Genomic DNA, 18,749 nt, shown 5'->3' with positions numbered 1-18,749 from the left:
ATCTCTATCAAATTTAACTAATAAAGTTGAGACTCCATCCCTAACTCGATGTTAAAAAATTGTAATTTAATTTTGATTCTATTGAAACCTCACGGGTTTTGAAAACCCGTGAGGTTTCATTTCCATGTAAAACAAAACAGCCACCAAAAAGGCAGCTGCTTATATCATATGTTTCGGATTTTACATTACTATTTCAATCTGATTTCTCAACAAATCTTCAAACTCGTCTCTTTTACGGATCAAATGAGCTTTTCCGTCTAAGAATAATACTTCTGCTGGCTTTAATCTAGAATTGAAGTTTGAACTCATTTCAAAACCGTAAGCTCCTGCATTATGGAAAGCAAGAATATCTCCTTCTCTTACCTCATTCAGTTTTCTGTCCCATGCGAACGTATCTGTTTCGCAGATATTTCCTACTACCGTATAAATTCTTTCTGCACCTTTTGGATTGGACAGGTTTTCAATCATATGGTAAGAATCATAGAACATTGGGCGGATCAGATGATTAAATCCGGAATTCACTCCAACAAAAACAGTAGCTGTTGTCTGCTTGATCACATTAGCTTTCACTAATAAATATCCACTTTTCCCCACCAGGAATTTTCCAGGCTCAAACCATAATTCGAATTTTTTTCCTGTAGATTTTGAAAATTCAGAAATTACTTTCTCTACTTTTTTACCTAATGTTTTCACATCAGTTTCTTCTTCACTATCCTGGTAAGGGATTTTGAATCCGCTTCCCATATCCAGATATTTCAGGTTCGGGAAATGCTCAGAAAGCTCCAGCATAATCTCCAAAGCCTGAAGGAATACATCCGGATCTTTTATTTCACTTCCCGTGTGCATGTGAAGACCTTCAACATTAAGGTTGGTACTCTTCATCACTCTTTCGATGTGACGAACCTGGTGAATAGAAATCCCGAATTTACTGTCGATGTGCCCAGTTGAAATCTTATAGTTACCTCCTGCAAAAATATGCGGATTGATTCTTACTAAAATCGGATAGGTATTTCCGTATTTATTCCCGAATTGCTCAAGAATAGAAATGTTATCAATGTTAATATGAACTCCAAAAGTCATTGCTTCCTCTATTTCAGCAAGGTCAACACAGTTGGGTGTAAATAATATCTTTTCTTTCGAAAATCCTGCCTTTAATCCCAGCTTAACTTCGTTGATAGATACACAATCCAAAGATGCACCCAAATTCTTGACATACTTAAGAATATTGATATTGGTCAAGGCCTTCGCTGCGTAGAAGAACTTAGTATGTTTTAAAAATGAAGAAGTAAGTTTTTCGTATTGAATTTTGATGGATTCAGCATCATAAACATACACCGGTGTGCCAAACTCATTGGCAATCTTTAATAATTCTTTTGAATTCATAATTTCATTTTAACATAAAAAAAGGCAGATTCTTCGAAAAAGAGCCTGCCACATTGATTATTTTTTTATGCAAGACAACTCTTTTAAATATTCCAAACCTTAGAGAACTTTACAGTTCCCTTTTTTCCAGTTTTATTTTGTTTAAAATTTTGCATTGCTACTATTTATTTTTTGCAAAAATACTATTTATTTTTTATTTCAGTACAATTGATTTGAATGGCATGGTCTGCAGAATAAAACTTATAACATGAAGACACTCTATCACTTCGGCAGTGGTAAGGTCTCAAAATCCGCTCGAAGAAGTGCCAGCTGCAGTTCGTTATTCAAATCTGTAGAAGACAGCGGAAGATCAATTTTCAGTTTAGCCAGCTTACTCAGCGTCTGAATCTGTGTAAACAATTCATAGAAGCCAAATGAAACCACTTTTCCGTTTTCTATAATTAAAAACAGTTTTTCTCCTAATTTTCTTCCCGGCCCGAGCCATAGCTCATTTCTTTTTCTGAATTCAATTTTTTGTTTCAAGACAGAAAAATCTTTAAATTCTTCCTGAGAACCAATAAACTGAACAGCTTTTGTTCCCTGGGTAAATGACCTGAATTTCAAGACCGGCTTCTCAGTTTTATTAAGCTTATTTTTCTCAACTACATATTTATTATTCCTGAAATATAATCCGAAAGGTAAGACCTCTTTCTTTTTAATATTCTTGGAATTAAGAATCAGTTTGGCAATAATATCTGTTCCTGTAAGCTCAAAATTAATCTGTTCAACATCTTTCTGGATCTGCTCCCATTTTTTTGATTTGGAATTGAAAACCTTTTTGGAAAATTTGTTGATATCCTGAACATAATCAGAAAACATAATACGTCCTGCTTCATCCTGAAAATACACAAAACCTTTGTCATTAGGAAGATCCTGAGTCAGTTCTTTAATCTTGTTGATATACGTTTTGGCATTAGACTCATCATGCTGCTTCTGAATAATCTCATTTTCAATATCTTTTGAGATCAGAAGTTTGAAAAGTTCTAATGTAGCTCTTGCATCGCCTTCCGCCCTGTGATGGTTGGTCAATGGAATACCCAATGATTTCACCAGTTTTCCCAAGGAATAACTTACTTCATCAGGAATCAGTTTTTTTGCTAACGGAATTGTATCTAAAGTATTGATTTTAAAATCATAACCAAGCCTTTTGAATGACTGGCGAAGCATCCTGTAATCAAAATCAATATTATGACCTACCAAAGTTGTATTCTGAGTAATTTCTATCACTCTTTTGGCAATTTCATGAAATTTCGGAGCAGTCTTGACCATTTTTGGGGTAATACTGGTCAGCTTCTGTACAAAAGGAGTAATATCACCTTCGGGGTTTACAAGGGATATAAACTGATCTGTAATTTTCTGACCGTCATATCTGTAGATGGCGATATCTATAATGCATTCATTTCTATAACCTGCACCATTACTTTCTATATCTATAATTGAATACATGAATGTGTGTTAACTTCTGTTTTTCTGGTTTACTATTTAGACCTGCTTTTATTCCCCAATAAAATAAGGCTCTGTTTTTTACTGTTATGTAAAGATAACCTGCTAAAATAACAAAAAATATATCAAAACACAGCAGGTTAGCTTTCAAAATTATCTTCTTCGGCCTCCCAGCCCGAACATTCCGAGAATAGCTTTTGCTCCTTCCCTCATTAAAGTAGAGGTAAAGGTACGGCCAGCCTTACTCTGTAAAACCTGTTCGAACATTCCGGGTTCTTCTTTTACGGGTTTTGCCTTCTGTGCAGGTGTGGGGTTTTGTGCTGCCTGTTCCATTCTGGTGGTCAGCATTTCGTAGGCAGACTCTCTGTCTAATGCCTGCTCATATTTTGCTACCATTGCTGATCTGGAAGTAAGATCGGAGACTTCCGCCTCACTCAGAACATCCATTCTCGATTCGGGAGAAATCAGGTAAGTATGCACTAATGGTGTTGGTATCCCTTTTTCATCCAGTGCTGTCACAAATGCTTCTCCAATTCCCAGATTCTGGATCAGGCTGGAAGCTTCGTAATATTCTGTGGTAGGATAATTTTCTACTGCTTTGGTAATTTCTTTTTTATCTTTTGCGGTAAATCCTCTTAAGGCATGCTGTATTTTTAATCCTAATTGGGAAAGAACATTTTCTGGAACATCCCCGGGAATCTGGGTAATAAAATAAATTCCTACTCCTTTGGAACGGATTAATTTCACCATTGTTTCGATCTGTGAAAGAAGCGCTTTGGAAGCTTCATCAAAAATCAGATGGGCTTCATCAATGAATAGTACCAGCTTTGGTTTCCCACTGTCTCCTTCTTCCGGAAACGTCATATAAATTTCAGCAAAAAGCGAAAGCATAAACGTTGAGAAAAGCTGCGGTTTATTCTGAATATCTGCGACTCTTAAAATATTAACCACTCCTTTTCCATCCCTTGTTTCCAGTAAATCATGAACGTCAAAGCTTAATTCACCGAAAAATCCTGCTGCGCCCTGCTGCTCCAAAGCTACAATAGATCTTAAAATAGCTCCCAAAGATGCTGATGCAATGGATCCATAATTGGCTGCAAGCTCAGCTTTTCCCTGTGCATTATCGGTCACATACTGCAATACTTTCTTCAAGTCATTAAGATCAATCAAAGGAAGACCTTTATCATCACAATATTTGAAGACAATAGACATGATACTTTGCTGGGTATCATTCAATTCAAGGATTTTGCTTAATAAAACAGGCCCAAATTCTGTAACAGTAGCCCTCAGTTTCACTCCTTTTCCTCCTGAAATGCTCATCAATTCTACCGGAAAGCCTTGGGGATTATATGGAAGCTGTGTCTTCGCATATCTTTCCTCAATGATGGGATTCATTTGTCCTGCTTCTGCAATCCCGGAAAAGTCTCCTTTAATATCCAGAACCAAAGACGGAATTCCTGCGTGAGAAAGCTGTTCTGCAAACACCTGTAACGTTTTTGTCTTACCGGTTCCGGTAGCTCCTGCAATAAGACCGTGGCGATTAATCGTTTTCAGAGGAATGGTTACGTTTACTTCCGTAACAACTTCTCCATCCAACATCCCTTTTCCTAATATTATATGCTCTCCTTTTGGAGTGTATCTCGTGTTTAATTCTTCAATAAATTGTGTTTTGTCTGCCATTTGATCGCTTTTTTAACTTATAAATATAGAATTTTTTAGAAAAATTTGAGTAAATAAAATAATATAATGATTAAATTATATTCTAAGTTCCCTAAATTTATTTTTTAATTTAGCCTTGAGAACAACATATATACCACACATGATGTCATTAAAAAAAATTCTACTCGTTATTTTTGCTTTTTCCTCCACCTTGTTTCTTGCTCAGAAAAGAAATGGCCCTGTTAATTTACAGATTAAAGGCGATTACACCCACTTGCCGACATCAGCCGTTTTCCCAGTTTTATGGTCTGGCTTTCAAAGAGAAGAAATAGTATCTTATGATCTACAGAATAAGCACATTGTGGTAAGCTATGTACAACAACACCGTAAAAAAAGTAAAACGGTCCTGACCTTATATATTTATCCTAAAAAATTAGTTGACAACCAGCTTTTGAGAGATGAATTTTCCATATATGAAACGGTTCTGAATCAGAATTCCAATAAAAGTGTAGACTTAAAACCTATGTTTGGAAATATATCCAATGATAAGGTAAAAGTAAACTATATCTATTCAATTTTTGATCATTCAATGGGTGAACGTGATTTTTTCAAAGGTGTAAAATATACTGATAAGAAGTCACTCCTTTCTATTTATGAATGTGGAGGATGGGGCTTTAAAATCCGAGGATCAAGCGATGAAATGACCCGTGATCAACTGTCTGAACTCAAAAACAAAGCTGAGACCTATTTTGGTGTATTGGATATCGCTGCTAAAAAAACTCTTCCTATTAGCCATACTCCGGATATCATCTTATCTCCTGTTATCAAAAGAGATTCCATGATGACTAATGCTGTGCTTGCTTCGGTGTATGCAAAAACAAAATGGCTGGGAGAAAATGCAGATAAAAAAGAACTTCTGACAGGCTTCAATGATATGAATATCGAGTCTGAAGTATATGCCATAGACAAAATGATAGAATTCTATAAAACTCATGAAACAAAGTGGCCGATGCACGAAGACACTAAAAAATATTTTGGTGAGATAATTAGATTAGCAGACAACGGAAAAATTAAAGATTACCTCTATGACAAGTACAAAAGACTGATCCGTTATGATGAAGGAGAAGCTAATAAAGAGGAATATCTCCAATTCAAAACAGAGAAGAACATTACAGAAAACACCAATGAAATTCTGTACAAAATATATTATCAGATAGAGTAAAATGAATGCTTTAAAGACATTGTTCCAGAAGCAGGACATGATATAAAACAGCATTTGCCAATTGACATTATGTAAGGCATCCTTTTTGCTAAAAAAACGACACATACTAAACATATGTTTAACAAAGTATTGAAAGAAACTATCAATGGAATTTAACATTTCATTTAGAATTGATCTAATACTTTGTATCTTTAACTCATTAAAAAAAAGACCCAATGAAAATTGAACAAATATATACGGGCTGTCTGGCTCAGGGTGCCTATTATATTGTATCAGAGAATGAAGCTGTCATTATTGATCCTTTAAGAGAAGTAAAACCCTATCTGGATCGCCTGGAAAAAGATAATGTCACTTTAAAATATATTTTTGAAACTCATTTCCATGCTGATTTCGTATCCGGACATTTGGATTTAAGCAAGAAAACAGGTGCTCCGATTGTATACGGACCTACTGCTGTTCCGGAATTTGACGCTATTATTGCTGAAGATAATCAGATTTTTGAGATAGGAAAAGTGAAAATAAAGGTACTGCACACACCGGGACACACCATGGAAAGTAGTACTTACCTTTTAATAGACGAAAATGGTGTTGAAACGGCAATTTTCACAGGTGATACATTGTTTCTTGGAGATGTAGGAAGACCGGATCTTGCCCAAAAGGCGACTAATCTTACCCAGGAGGATCTTGCGGGAATTCTATATGACAGTCTTCAGAGCAAAATCATGCCATTGGATGACAGCATCACTGTTTATCCGGCTCACGGCGCTGGTTCTGCCTGTGGAAAGAATATGCAGAAGGAAACTGTTGATATTCTGGGGAACCAGAAAAAAACCAATTATGCTCTTAACCAACCGGACAAAGAGTCTTTCATCAGAGAAGTTCTGGATGGTTTAACAGCTCCACCGAAATACTTCGGAATGAATGTCGCTTTAAATAAAGGTGGCTATGAAAGTCTTGATGTTGTAATGAACAAAGGACTACAGCCTGTTGAAGCGGAGGACTTTGAAGCTTTGGCGGAAGAAACAGGAGCATTAATTTTAGATACAAGAGGAGCTGCGGACTTCCATAAAGGATTTGTCCCCAACTCTATCAATATAGGACTGAAAGGAGATTTCGCCCCATGGGTAGGAACTCTTATTGTAGATGTAAAACACCCTTTATTATTAATTACGGATGAAGGGACTGAAGAGGAAGTGATCACCAGACTAAGCAGAGTAGGCTTTGATAATGTGATCGGATACCTTAACGGAAGTTTTGAAGCATGGAAAAATGCAGGCAAGGAAACGGATGAAATCAAAAGAATTACTCCGTCTGAATTTGCAGAGCAGTTTACAGAAGATGCTACCATAATTGATGTAAGAAAACTGACTGAGTATTCTGCAGAGCATATTGCCAATGCATACAACAAACCGTTGGATACCATCAGCGACTGGGCACGTACTATTGATGATTCTGAACATTTCTTTCTTCACTGTGCCGGCGGATACAGAAGCATGATTGCAGCAAGTATACTTAACTCACACGGAATCAGGAATTTTACCGAAATAGAAGGCGGTTTTAACGGAATTAAAAAAACGGAAAGACTGCCAACTACCGATTTCGTATGCCAATCTAAGACCCTGTAAGATCATGAAAATTCAGTTTTCCGGATTAATTTTAGTGTTAGCTTTTATGCTAAGTAGCTGTAAGACATCACCTACAACAGCAATTCCTACTGCAAGCATTAAAGAAGTAGTCAACAGTCCTGAGGTAACACTGGTAGATGTTAGGATTCCGGAGCAGTATGCTGCAGGAACAGCAAAAAATGCAATCAATATTCCGTTGGCAGAGATTCAAAACAACATAGAAACTTTAAAAGGAAAAAAAGTTGTTGTATTTTGCAATAAAGGAATTCAGGCAGATCAGGCAATGGAAATTCTGAAGAAAAATGGTGTGGAGGCTTATAATGGTACAACCTGGAAAAATGTAAAAGCAATTCAGGACGAAACAAACAAAAAAGCAAACTAATACAACCCAATATGTCACAAAAATTTCAGGAAATTATAGATTCCGAAAGACCTGTTCTGATAGATTTTTTCGCAACATGGTGCCAGCCTTGTAAAGTACAGTCTTCGGTATTAAATACAGTAAAAGAAAATATTGGCGAAGGAGCAAGAATTATAAAAGTAGATGTAGATCAATATCCCGCATTGGCCGCTCAATACGGTGTGCGCGGGGTTCCTACACTGGCCATTTTCAAAAAAGGAGAAATGCTATGGAAAGAAAGTGGTGTTCATGATGTGAATACCCTCACCCAACTTTTACAACAATACACTTAAAACTGTGATTTTTCACAGTTTTTTGCTTTTTATAATTTCCGCAGATCGCACAGATCTCCACAGATAATTACGCTTGTTTTTCTTTATATAGAAATTAAAAATCTGTGAAGATCTGCGAGACCTGTGGGGAAAATCTAAAACTCAATAGAAAAAGAATCACGGTCATTCAAAAACTGGAAATGTTTTCTAAAGTCCTTCAATTCCTCCAGGTATAGTTCTGCAGATACAAAATTTCCCTGTTTCTGAGAAATTTCTTTTCCATCACCAAAGAAGCAGTGAGAACTTTCCTGATATAACAGATCATTTCCATCAGTTCCTATTCTGTTGAGACCAAATACAAAAGATAAATTTTCAATAGCTCTGGCTTTCAACAGATGCTCCCAGGCTCCTACTCTCTTCTCGGGCCAGTTGGCAACATATAAAATGGCATCATAATCATCATTATTTCGGGCAAAAACAGGAAATCGAAGATCATAACATACCTGAAGCAGGAAACGTATTCCTTTGTATTCAACGATTACTCTTTCTTTTCCCGGTGTGTAGAACTTATCTTCTCCGGAAAAAGAGAACAGGTGTCTTTTATCATAAAAAGAGATTTCGTCATCCGGTTTTACAAAGAACATTCTGTTGTAAAAATTGCCGTCCTGTTCTACCGGAGCACTTCCGCAAAACGCAGCATTTTTCTCTTTTGAGATTTTTTTCAAAAATTCCAGCGATTCATTATTCCTGTCTGATACTTCGGAAGCATCCATACAGAAACCTGTTGAAAACATTTCAGGAAGAAGAAACAGATCTGCCTCCACATTCAGCAGTTCACTTTCTATCCGTGCAAAATTCTCAGTTTTATTTTTCCAGATGATATCTAAATTTAGCCCTGCAACTTTCATCTTTTATTCTTTTAAATTATTTCAAATATGAAGTATAAAAATACAGCTTTTATCTTTACAAAAGGAGAATTAAATGGTTGAAAAAGTAGTTTTCCACACAAAAATCGGGCACTATTTCTTAATAATGTATTAAAGTCAACCATTTTTATACTATTGCCGTTCTTTCGGTTTCATTTTTGATAGAAATATTTTTTATTATTATCCTTAAAATTAAAAATTTATGAAGAAATTGTTTTTTATGGTGGCGATCTTCTTTTTTGGTGCTATGGCTAATGCTCAGGCCTGGACAGGAAAGGGAGATCAGAAAATACAACTGGGGCTGAGCGCCTGGGGATATGGAACCGGAATTACGGGAACTTACGACTATGGACTCAACAAACTTATTTCAGTGGGTGCCGGGATCAATGGGTATTTTGACAATTACAAAGACAACGATAAGGATAATCGTGTTTTTGTTTTCGGAAGACTGAACTTTCATTTGCAGGAAGCCCTGAATCTTCCTTCAAAATGGGACATTTATCCTGGTGTAGACCTTGGAGTGCTTGGAAGAGACTTTGGAGTAGGCGCTCACATCGGAGCCCGTTATTTCTTCACAGAGAAAATTGGGGTTTTTGCAGAAGTAGGCAACAATGGCAGTCTTGGCGTTTCTTTCAATTTATAATCAAATCGTCTTTAAATATGACAAAGCTTCTCGTTTCGGGGAGCTTTTTTATTTGGCATAGTTTTGATAATTGTTACCTTTGCAAATTAAAATCTAAAATTTATTAATGGAAATAGCAATCAAACTTTTTCAGTTCATTCTGAGCATCTCTATACTTGTGCTTCTTCATGAGCTTGGGCATTTTTTACCGGCAATATGGTTCAAGACCAGAGCAGAGAAGTTTTTCCTGTTTTTTGATCCTTACTTCTCCATATTCTCCATGAAGAAAATCAACGGAAAATGGCAGTATAAATTTTTATCAAAAAACTTACCGGATTCTGAAGTAATAGAAGTGAACGGAAAGAAGGAAGAAGTTCCTATCGATATATCAAAACTTCCGGACAACGACTGGAGAAAACACCCTGAGCAAACAAAATACGGAATCGGCTGGCTTCCTTTTGGAGGATACGTGAAGATTGCAGGAATGGTGGACGAAAGTATGGATACTGCTCAGATGAAAAGACCGGCAGAACCTTGGGAGTTCAGATCAAAACCAGCCTGGCAGAGACTTATCATTATGCTGGGGGGAGTTACCGTTAACTTTTTTCTTGCGTGGTTAATCTACAGCTGTTTATCATTCTTCAACGGAGAAACTTATACAGATATTACAAAATTTAAAAATGGTATTGAAGCCACTTCTGCAGGAAAGAAAATGGGTTTCCAGAATGGTGACAAAATCATTAGTGTAGACGGAAAACCGGCAGAAAGACTTGAAAATACTTCCATCAATATCCTTTTGGGAGATCATGTTACCGTAAACAGAAACGGACAGGAAGTTACTTTCCCTGTCAATGCAGACGGTGTAGCAGACGTTCTTAAGCAGAGAGAAGCAAAACTATACATCACACCAAGAGTTTCTATGGTTATTGACTCATTGGCAACTCCTTCTTCCCAGTCATCCGGACTGGCAAAAGGTGATAAAATTGTAGGAATCAACGGAAAGAAAGCGGCATTCTTTGATGAAGTAAGCACTCTTTTAAGTGAAAATAAAGGAAAAACAGTTTCTGTGGATGTTGAAAGAAACGGAGCTGTACAGACATTACCGGCAGTTTCTGTGGACAAAAACGGAAAACTGGGGATCGCCATTGATACCAAAAGCATAGCAAAAGATATTGTAACGAATAAAAAGTATTCTTTCGGAGAAGCTATTCCAAGAGGATTCACAAGAACTATTGAAGCATTAACGACTCAGGTTAAGCAGTTCAAAATCATGTTCAATTCTAAAGTTCAGGGGTATAAAAACGTTGGAGGGCCTATTGCTATTGTAAAGAATATGCCTGTAGATAAGGATGCGGATGGAAGCGTTAAAATCAACTGGGTGGCTTTCTGGAGCTTTACAGCAATGTTCTCCGTATGGCTGGCATTCCTGAACCTTATTCCGATTCCGGGACTTGATGGTGGACACGTTTTATTTACTTTATATGAAATTATTGTAGGAAAACCTGTTCCTCAGAAAGTTTTGGAAAACGCACAGATGATTGGAGTTATCTTCCTGTTAGGATTGATGTTACTGATCTTTGGAAGTGACATCTTCAAAGTATTTATGGGTAAATTATAATTTTTTTAAAATTTTTCTTAAAAATATTTGTAGGGTATAAATATTCGTCCTATATTTGCACCACTTAAAACAAAGGACATTCCTCCTTAGCTCAGTTGGTTAGAGCATCTGACTGTTAATCAGAGGGTCGCTGGTTCGAGCCCAGCAGGAGGAGCAGAAAGACTTACAGAAATGTGAGTCTTTTTTTGTGGCTTAATCTGACGAATTGTACAACTGCACTATACAATAACCATGTGCAACTTACTTTCTGTTTCAACGATATTATTCAGTTTTCCAGGTGTTTCATGTAACTATTTCCGTAATAATTCGACTATTATTGGAAGAGTTATTCAAACTGAGAAAATTTTCTTCAGATGAGTATTTCTCTGCAACAACAAAGAATAATAAAATCAATATATCGTATTGCATAAATACCCCATTCTACCATGAAGAAAACTATTATTTCGTTATTAACAGCATTTTCTATTGCAGGGATTTCGGCACAGGAAAAGTCTTATTTTTTATCAGGTCCCTCATTAAGTCCGGATGGAAAAACAGCTTATTTTGCATATGACGGCGATATCTGGAAAGCAGACTCTAATGGAGGAAACGCTTCAAGAATTACCGCTCTGGACGGAGAAGAAATTAATCCCCGTCTTTCCCCGGATGGAAAATGGCTTGCATTCAGTTCTAATCAATATGGAAATTATGATGTGTATGTAATGCCTGCAGGAGGAGGAACTATCAAGCAATTAACCTTCCATACCGGAAGGGATGAAATGGAAAGCTGGGCGTGGGACAGCAAAACGATTTATTTTACTTCCAACAGAAATAATAGTTTCGGCAGCTTTAAAACTACAATTGAGGGGAAAACCCCACAAAAGCTTTTCAACAATTATTTTAATAATACCAATGGTCTTGTAGAAACTCCTTCAGGAGAATATCTTTTCACAAGTTCTTCAGAAAGTGCCCATCAGGTACAGCGTAAGCGTTATAAAGGAGAAAATAATCCTGATATTCTTGGATACAACCCAAAAAACAATTCTTTCAAACAGTACACCAACTATGAAGGAAAAGACTTCAACCCAAGTGTAGATAAAAATGGTATTATCTATTTTATTTCTGATGAAAATAATGGAGAATATAATCTTTATAAAATCGAAAATGGTAAAAAGACTGCCTTAACGAAATTTGAAACTTCCATTAAAAAACCATTTGTTTCAGCAGATGGTTCCAAAGTTATTTTTGAAAAGGATTACCAGCTTTATACTTATGATGTCGCCTCAAAAAACACAACTCCTCTCAACATCAGCCTGAATACCAACAAAACCCTGGAAAAAGCTCAGAATTTCAATGTGGAAAATAATATTTCCTATTATGACGTATCTCCGGACGGAAAAAAAATGGCATTCATAAACCGTGGAATCATATTCGTTTCTGATATTGAAGGAAAATTTGCCCAGCAGGTCTCTGATGGAAAAGAACGCGCCATGGAAGTGAAATGGCTGAAAGATAACCGTACTCTTCTTTACAACCAGACTTATAACGGCTATCAGAACTGGTTTACTATTCCGGCCGATGGAAAAGGCAAGCCGAAGCAATTAACGGAAGATTCAAGAAATAACCGCAGCATCACACTCAATAGTGATCTTTCAAAAGCTGTTTATTTAAGCGGAAGAGATGAAGTACGATTATTGGATTTAAAAAGTTTTACATCTACAACTATTGTAAAAGACGAGATTTGGGCATTCCAAAACTCAAGGCCTTCTTTCTCCCCTAATAACGAATATGTATTATTCTCGGCAAAAAGAAACTTCGAGCTCGATATTTTCATCTATCACATCAAAAAAGGACAGACTTTAAACCTTACCAATACCGGCGTTTCTGAAGAAGATCCTGTGTGGTCTCCAAACGGAAAATATATTTATTTCGCCAGCGACAGGACCAATCCGTCTTATCCTTTAGGCATGCAGAAATCCAACATTTACCGTATGGCTTTGGATTGGTTTGACGAGCCATTTAAGTCTGAAAAATTCGACAATCTCTTCACTGAAGAAAAGAAGGAGGAAAAATCTTCAGATAAAGAAAAAGACAAGAAGGATAAGAAAGAGGAAGACAAGGATAAAAAGGAAGAAAAAGAGCCGGTAATCAAGGAATTGAAGGTTAATCCTGATGACACTCTTGACAGAATTGAACTGGTTACCGACCGATATGGATACCAGGATGATCCAGCTGTTTTCGCTGATGATAAAAAAGAAATTCTTCTTTTCAATTCTAATCAGGACAATGGAAAAAGACAGCTGTTTAAAAAGGTATTCACAGATTTTGAGCCTGCCAAATCTGAAAAAGTTTTCGATAAAGCGGCTTATTATCTAACCAAAAATGATAAAAACCTGTTTGCCCTGATAGAAGGTAATATTTACAAAACAACTGTAGCGGCATTAAAGCCTGAAAAGATCAACATCCAATACAGTTTTGATAAAGATCTGGCATCAGAATTTACCCAGATGTACGCTGAAGCATGGACAGGTGTGGAAGAAAATTTCTACGATGAAAAGTTCCATGGTATCGACTGGAAAGCTAAAAAGGAGCAATATGCCAAGTATCTTCCGTATGTTCATAACAGGAATGATCTCAGAATATTATTGAATGATCTTTTAGGAGAGCTTAATTCTTCACACACCGGATTTTCTTCTACCGGAAAGGAAGAAACCATGTTCCTGAACTATTTTACGAACGAAACAGGAATTATCTTCAAAAAAGACCAGCCCTACACGGTAGAAAGCATTCTGAGAAAATCCCCTGCTTACCGTTCCGGCGTTGATATCAAACCTGGAGACCAACTGACTTCTGTAAACGGGAAAAAGATTGATCTTAACGAAAATATAGAAACGTATTTCACAAGCCCTAAAAAACAGGATGAGCTGGTTCTTACCTTTAATCGTGATGGTAAAACGGTAACTACCAAAGTACATCCGATTTCTAATGGAGAATTAAAAGGCTTGCTTTACGACGATTGGATCTACAATAATCATCAGCGTGTAGATAAGCTTAGCAGCAACCGTATTGCCTACTCCTGCATGAAAAACATGTCTACTGATGAGCTGGATCATTTTCTTCTGGACATGGTAGAACAGGAAAACAGAAAAGATGCTGTTATTCTTGACTTACGTTACAATACCGGTGGAAATGTGCATGATAAAGTATTGAATTTCCTTTCTCAGAGACCTTATTTACAATGGAAATACCGTGAAGGAAAAATAACAACCCAACCCAACTTTGCTCCTTCCGGAAAACCTATCGTCCTTTTGATTAATGAAGCTTCATTGAGTGATGCCGAAATGACTGCAGCCGGGTTCAAAGCACTGAAACTGGGGAAAATCATCGGTCAGGATACTTACAGATGGATTATTTTCACTTCCGCCAAAGGATTGGTAGACGGATCTTCTTACAGACTTCCTGCATGGGGAACCTACACATTGGACGGACAAAATCTTGAAAAAACAGGGGTAAAACCAGACATTTATGTTAAAAATACTTTTATGGACCGTCTTCAGAATAACGATCCTCAGTTGGAAAGGGCTGTTCAGGAAATTCTTAAAGATTTAAAGAAGTAAAATTTCAGAGCTATAAAAGATAAAAGACTTACATTTCTGTAGGTCTTTTTATTTGATCTTATTCCAGTATTTGATTCTATAATGACAACTTTTTTATCAATGCAAATTTTTTTCAAGCTCGCGGATAAACCTGGAATTGCAGATGAGAGCTATCGTAACACATTTTTTACAAACAAAGCGGGTAAAAATTCCAAAGCTACAGACTGGAATTTAAGACATCTCTAATAATCTCTGCCCATCACAAAAAATATTTAAAATTTAATTTATTGAAAAATAAATCAATAGCTTCTTTCGATGAATATTCAAGAATAAAAACTTGCTTGGTATGGATATTCATACTATATTTGCACCACTTAAAACAAAGGAAATTCCTCCTTAGCTCAGTTGGTTAGAGCATCTGACTGTTAATCAGAGGGTCGCTGGTTCGAGCCCAGCAGGAGGAGCAAAAAAGACTTACATTTCTGTAAGTCTTTTTTCATTTTATAAGTTCCACAAAAAAACACCGAAATGATCTTAAAAATTTTCACTTTCACGTTGTTTTAACGCTCTGATTATTATATTTTAAGCATAAAAAATTCCCGGTTAATTTTTAATCAATACATATATTATTTTCGCTACTTTTGTCGTTTTATAGGATAGAATAAAAATTTTTTATTTTTTTACCTGTTTTTTAATTAAACTGCATGCTTTTTGTTTATGCTAAATGCCTGAAGAAACAAATGATGTTAAACAATAACTCCCAAAAACACTATTTTTTATTTTTTTTCCTGATTCTCGCCGGTTCCGTATGTGCTCAAAACAAGGTCAGCGGTAAGGTGGTTGACGAAAAGAACAATAAAGAACTGAATAACGTTGATATTTTTATCAACAATGATAAAACACCTGCCTTAACGACAACTTCGGGCAATTTCATTGTTAAGTCAGACAGCATCATCCATCAGTTAAGATTTTCCAGAAAAAATTATACCACAGAAACCCTTGATATTACCCCTGAAAATGCTGACAATATTTTCGTACAGCTATCACAGGCTAAAGTAAGCGATATTCAGGAGATTGTTCTTCAAAGCGGAAAAACAAAATATAAAAACAAGAAAGAAAATCCTGCTTATGCAATTATGCAGAAAGTGTGGGCGCAAAAAAGAAATAACGGACTGGAAAAATTCGATACTTATTCATATAAAGAATACGAAAAAACACAGTTTGACCTGAACAATCTTGACAGTGCGTTCATGAAGAAAAAGATTTTCAATAAACTTGATTTCATTTTCAGTTATGCAGATTCTACTGCAAGTGGAAGACTTGGTCTTCCTATCTTCCTGAATGAAGCCGTTTATGAAAATTATGGTAAAAACAGACCGGACAAAGACAGTAAAAGAACACTGGTTGCCCAAAAAACCTCAGGCTTCCAGGACAATCAGGTCATAACGGTTTCTGCAAAAAACTTATACCGTGATATCAATATCTACGACAATACCCTGAATTATTTCGATATCGGATTCCAGAGTCCCGTTGGAAGTGACGGTTTCAGCACCTATGATTATAGTCTTATGGACACCATTACGATTCGTGGGGAAAAAGCCTTCCAGATAAGATACCAGCCAAAGAGAAAAGATGTTCTTGCATTTCAGGGAAACCTTTATATTGATACCGATACTTATGCCGTTTTAGGAGCAACATTAAAGTCAACACAGAAGATTAACGTCAACTTTGTCAACAGTGTGTATACTCAGGTAGAATATGACAATCCTGATGATGCTACGTTTCTTCCCAAAAAACTGGTGACAGAATTTGAAATGAGCCCTTTCTCAAAGAAGAAAGGCGCCAAAAGCATCATCGCCAAAAGATCGGTAGATTACTCCGATTATCAGTTCAATAAACCTCTTGATCCGAAAGTATTCAAACGTACCGAAGAAGAATACGAAGATAAATTTACCAATAAAGATGATGCTTACTGGACAAAAGCCAGACCTGACACCTTATCCAAAGCAGAACAGGGCGTTTACAACATGCTTGACCAGCTTCAGCAGACCCCGAAATTCAACCGGATGGTAAAACTGTTTGAAACTCTTGGCTCACGTTATTATAATGCCTTTAAAGGAATAGATATTGGTCCTATTTTCTCAATTTATGGAAGAAATGAAGTAGAAGGGGACAGAATAAGATTAGGAGCAAGAACTTATTTCGGATTGAATGATACCTGGAGAGCACAATTTTATACAGCTTATGGCTTCAAGGATCAGCAGTTTAAATATGGAGTAGAGGCAAGATATATGTTCAATAAGCTTAACCGTTTTATGATTGGTGCAGGAACCAGCAGAGACATTGTGCAGCTTGGGGGACAGCTTACATCTGGTGATGGAGTTACGCCGCAATCTTCATCTACCAGTACCTTTTTTGCAAGAGGAGAAAACATTTCCTTAAGTTCTGTAAATAAGACAAGTATTTTTGCAGCTATTGAGCCATGGAAAAACTTTCAGATAAGAATAGATGGAGTGATGCAGAGTATTAAATCTGCTATCCCTGAGAAATTCAATCTGATGTATTATAAAGACGGCCAGCTAAGGAAAACTGTTAATGATTCCCATGTTACTATCAGTTTAATTGCCAAACCTGGTGCAAAATTCTCACAAACCGGTATTGACCGTTATCAGGCGAGAAACCTGGCACCAACCATCGTTTTAAGATACACGCGAGGTATTGAAGGTTTGTTTAATGCTGACTTCAATTATGACAAGCTTCAATTCATGCTATACAAGCCGTTTTTGATTGGAAGTATGGGAAAACTAGTGGTTAATTTCGAAGCTGGAAAGAACTTCAGTACAGTTCCATTGGCATTACAGAATATTATTCCTGCCAACCTTTCATATGGTCTGGTACCAAATACTTTCTCCCAGCTTAATTATTATGAGTTTGTGACGGATGCCTATACTACACTTCAGCTTGAGCATCATTTTAACGGTAAAATACTTTCTTATATTCCATTGATTAAAAAGCTGAAATTGAGAGAAGTTGCATTTATCAGAGGAGCCTACGGAACATTAAGCAATGCTTCCAAAGCAATCAATGTAGAAGGTTTTAAATATTCTGCACCAAGCGAACATATCTATTATGAATATGGATTCGGAATAGAAAATATAGGAATCGGAAACCTGAGAATCTTCAGAGTAGATTTTAACTGGAGAGGAAATTATCTTGACAAACCGGATATCTCAAAGTTTGGCGTTAAAGCAGGATTCCAGGTAGGATTCTAAAGTAAATATACCATATAACAGATTCGGCGGCTTCAATGAAGCCGCCGAATTTTTTTTAAAGCTTATATAATAAGGACTGCCTTGATGATTAAAAGCACTCGCAACCTTCTACATCAAGCAGGCAACGCATTTGCTGCTCCTTTGTCAATCCGCACCATACACTACATGATGTAATTGGTTTTGCCGGACACCACACTTCTCCGCCGTTAATATTTCTCAGACTGGCTTTGGTTAGTTTTCTTAAATTTTTCATGATTGTTTAGTTTTATTTACTGCCTACTCTATTTGCTTTTCGGCTTCCGCAACTATTTTAAAGCATGTCAGTTATCAAATATAAACATATTTCACCAAAAAAAAGAATTTTATAAAAACAGTACATAAAAAAACCTCAGTAAAAACTGAGGTTTTAATTTTTATAAAACGCTTAAATTATGCGTTTGGTTCTACAGATACGAAAGATCTGTTGTTTGCTTTCTTTCTGAAAACTACTTTACCATCTACTAATGCAAACAAAGTGTGATCTTTACCGATTCCCACGTTATCACCTGGGTGGTGCTGAGTACCTCTTTGTCTAACAATAATATTTCCGGCAATAGCTTCTTGTCCTCCGAAAATCTTCACACCTAATCTTTTAGAGTGAGACTCTCTACCGTTCTTGGAACTACCGACTCCTTTCTTGTGTGCCATTTTATT

14 protein-coding genes and 2 tRNA genes are annotated in these 18,749 nt (G+C 36.5%); 10 read left to right on the top strand and 6 right to left on the bottom strand.

Going from position 1 to position 18,749, the window contains the following annotated elements:
* Positions 1-180 precede the first annotated feature (180 nt).
* The 3 genes from lysA to ACLI50_RS20660 all read right to left on the bottom strand — a co-directional run bounded on the left by lysA (position 181) and on the right by ACLI50_RS20660 (position 4,545).
* Positions 181-1,383: a diaminopimelate decarboxylase gene (lysA, locus tag ACLI50_RS20670; protein ID WP_170872057.1), complete on the bottom strand. Its 1,203-nt coding sequence runs from the start codon at positions 1,381-1,383 to the stop codon at positions 181-183.
* A gap of 261 nt (positions 1,384-1,644) precedes the next feature.
* Positions 1,645-2,868, bottom strand: coding sequence for a 3'-5' exonuclease (locus ACLI50_RS20665; RefSeq protein WP_202840107.1), 1,224 nt, complete (start codon positions 2,866-2,868; stop codon positions 1,645-1,647).
* A gap of 150 nt (positions 2,869-3,018) precedes the next feature.
* Positions 3,019-4,545: a helicase HerA-like domain-containing protein gene (locus tag ACLI50_RS20660; protein ID WP_343643682.1), complete on the bottom strand. Its 1,527-nt coding sequence runs from the start codon at positions 4,543-4,545 to the stop codon at positions 3,019-3,021.
* Positions 4,546-4,684: 139 nt separating this feature from the next.
* Between ACLI50_RS20660 and ACLI50_RS20655 the strand changes: the two genes are divergently transcribed.
* From ACLI50_RS20655 to ACLI50_RS20640, 4 genes are all read left to right on the top strand, one after another.
* Positions 4,685-5,746, top strand: coding sequence for a hypothetical protein (locus ACLI50_RS20655; RefSeq protein WP_202840110.1), 1,062 nt, complete (start codon positions 4,685-4,687; stop codon positions 5,744-5,746).
* Positions 5,747-5,961: 215 nt separating this feature from the next.
* On the top strand, positions 5,962-7,371 hold the full coding sequence (locus ACLI50_RS20650) for an MBL fold metallo-hydrolase (protein ID WP_411414545.1): 1,410 nt from the start codon (positions 5,962-5,964) through the stop codon (positions 7,369-7,371).
* 4 nt (positions 7,372-7,375) lie between these two features.
* Positions 7,376-7,753, top strand: a complete 378-nt coding sequence (locus ACLI50_RS20645) for a rhodanese-like domain-containing protein (RefSeq protein ID WP_411414544.1) — start codon at positions 7,376-7,378, stop codon at positions 7,751-7,753.
* 11 nt (positions 7,754-7,764) lie between these two features.
* Positions 7,765-8,064: a thioredoxin family protein gene (locus tag ACLI50_RS20640; RefSeq protein ID WP_411414543.1), complete on the top strand. Its 300-nt coding sequence runs from the start codon at positions 7,765-7,767 to the stop codon at positions 8,062-8,064.
* A gap of 134 nt (positions 8,065-8,198) precedes the next feature.
* Here the strand turns inward: ACLI50_RS20640 and ACLI50_RS20635 are convergent, their stop codons facing one another.
* Entirely contained in the window at positions 8,199-8,951 is a 753-nt protein-coding gene (locus ACLI50_RS20635) for a nitrilase-related carbon-nitrogen hydrolase (protein ID WP_411414542.1), read from the bottom strand.
* 220 nt (positions 8,952-9,171) lie between these two features.
* Here ACLI50_RS20635 and ACLI50_RS20630 point away from each other — a divergent pair, with 220 nt between their 5' ends.
* The 6 genes from ACLI50_RS20630 (at position 9,172) to ACLI50_RS20605 (ending at position 18,056) form a co-directional block, all read left to right on the top strand.
* On the top strand, positions 9,172-9,612 hold the full coding sequence (locus tag ACLI50_RS20630) for a DUF6646 family protein (protein ID WP_202840121.1): 441 nt from the start codon (positions 9,172-9,174) through the stop codon (positions 9,610-9,612).
* Positions 9,613-9,718: 106 nt separating this feature from the next.
* Complete coding sequence (gene rseP, locus ACLI50_RS20625; protein ID WP_411414541.1) at positions 9,719-11,209, top strand: RIP metalloprotease RseP; 1,491 nt, start codon at positions 9,719-9,721, stop codon at positions 11,207-11,209.
* A gap of 80 nt (positions 11,210-11,289) precedes the next feature.
* A tRNA-Asn gene (locus ACLI50_RS20620) sits at positions 11,290-11,363 on the top strand.
* 271 nt (positions 11,364-11,634) lie between these two features.
* Entirely contained in the window at positions 11,635-14,805 is a 3,171-nt protein-coding gene (locus tag ACLI50_RS20615) for a S41 family peptidase (protein ID WP_411414540.1), read from the top strand.
* Positions 14,806-15,174: 369 nt separating this feature from the next.
* Positions 15,175-15,248, top strand: a tRNA-Asn gene (locus ACLI50_RS20610).
* 276 nt (positions 15,249-15,524) lie between these two features.
* Positions 15,525-18,056 (top strand): DUF5686 family protein, encoded by a 2,532-nt coding sequence (locus ACLI50_RS20605; protein WP_411414539.1) that lies wholly within the window; start codon positions 15,525-15,527, stop codon positions 18,054-18,056.
* 88 nt (positions 18,057-18,144) lie between these two features.
* Here ACLI50_RS20605 and ACLI50_RS20600 read toward each other — a convergent pair whose 3' ends face one another.
* Both ACLI50_RS20600 and rpmA read right to left on the bottom strand, forming a co-directional pair.
* Positions 18,145-18,309, bottom strand: coding sequence for a bacteriocin-like protein (locus tag ACLI50_RS20600; RefSeq protein WP_171006347.1), 165 nt, complete (start codon positions 18,307-18,309; stop codon positions 18,145-18,147).
* A 176-nt stretch (positions 18,310-18,485) separates the two neighbouring features.
* Positions 18,486-18,743: a 50S ribosomal protein L27 gene (gene rpmA, locus ACLI50_RS20595; protein ID WP_002984034.1), complete on the bottom strand. Its 258-nt coding sequence runs from the start codon at positions 18,741-18,743 to the stop codon at positions 18,486-18,488.
* Positions 18,744-18,749 lie beyond the last annotated feature (6 nt).

The organism is Chryseobacterium cupriresistens, from assembly GCF_046614675.1.
Taxonomy (GTDB): Bacteria; Bacteroidota; Bacteroidia; order Flavobacteriales; family Weeksellaceae; genus Chryseobacterium; species Chryseobacterium cupriresistens.
This window is presented reverse-complemented; position numbering and strand designations above follow the sequence as displayed.

Coding starts and splice junctions, on each gene's coding strand:
- lysA (WP_170872057.1), bottom strand. CDS start 1,383: ATGAATTCAAAAGAATTATTAAAGATTGCCAATGAGTTTGGCACACCG.
- ACLI50_RS20665 (WP_202840107.1), bottom strand. CDS start 2,868: ATGTATTCAATTATAGATATAGAAAGTAATGGTGCAGGTTATAGAAAT.
- ACLI50_RS20660 (WP_343643682.1), bottom strand. CDS start 4,545: ATGGCAGACAAAACACAATTTATTGAAGAATTAAACACGAGATACACT.
- ACLI50_RS20655 (WP_202840110.1), top strand. CDS start 4,685: ATGATGTCATTAAAAAAAATTCTACTCGTTATTTTTGCTTTTTCCTCC.
- ACLI50_RS20650 (WP_411414545.1), top strand. CDS start 5,962: ATGAAAATTGAACAAATATATACGGGCTGTCTGGCTCAGGGTGCCTAT.
- ACLI50_RS20645 (WP_411414544.1), top strand. CDS start 7,376: ATGAAAATTCAGTTTTCCGGATTAATTTTAGTGTTAGCTTTTATGCTA.
- ACLI50_RS20640 (WP_411414543.1), top strand. CDS start 7,765: ATGTCACAAAAATTTCAGGAAATTATAGATTCCGAAAGACCTGTTCTG.
- ACLI50_RS20635 (WP_411414542.1), bottom strand. CDS start 8,951: ATGAAAGTTGCAGGGCTAAATTTAGATATCATCTGGAAAAATAAAACT.
- ACLI50_RS20630 (WP_202840121.1), top strand. CDS start 9,172: ATGAAGAAATTGTTTTTTATGGTGGCGATCTTCTTTTTTGGTGCTATG.
- rseP (WP_411414541.1), top strand. CDS start 9,719: ATGGAAATAGCAATCAAACTTTTTCAGTTCATTCTGAGCATCTCTATA.
- ACLI50_RS20615 (WP_411414540.1), top strand. CDS start 11,635: ATGAAGAAAACTATTATTTCGTTATTAACAGCATTTTCTATTGCAGGG.
- ACLI50_RS20605 (WP_411414539.1), top strand. CDS start 15,525: ATGATGTTAAACAATAACTCCCAAAAACACTATTTTTTATTTTTTTTC.
- ACLI50_RS20600 (WP_171006347.1), bottom strand. CDS start 18,309: ATGAAAAATTTAAGAAAACTAACCAAAGCCAGTCTGAGAAATATTAAC.
- rpmA (WP_002984034.1), bottom strand. CDS start 18,743: ATGGCACACAAGAAAGGAGTCGGTAGTTCCAAGAACGGTAGAGAGTCT.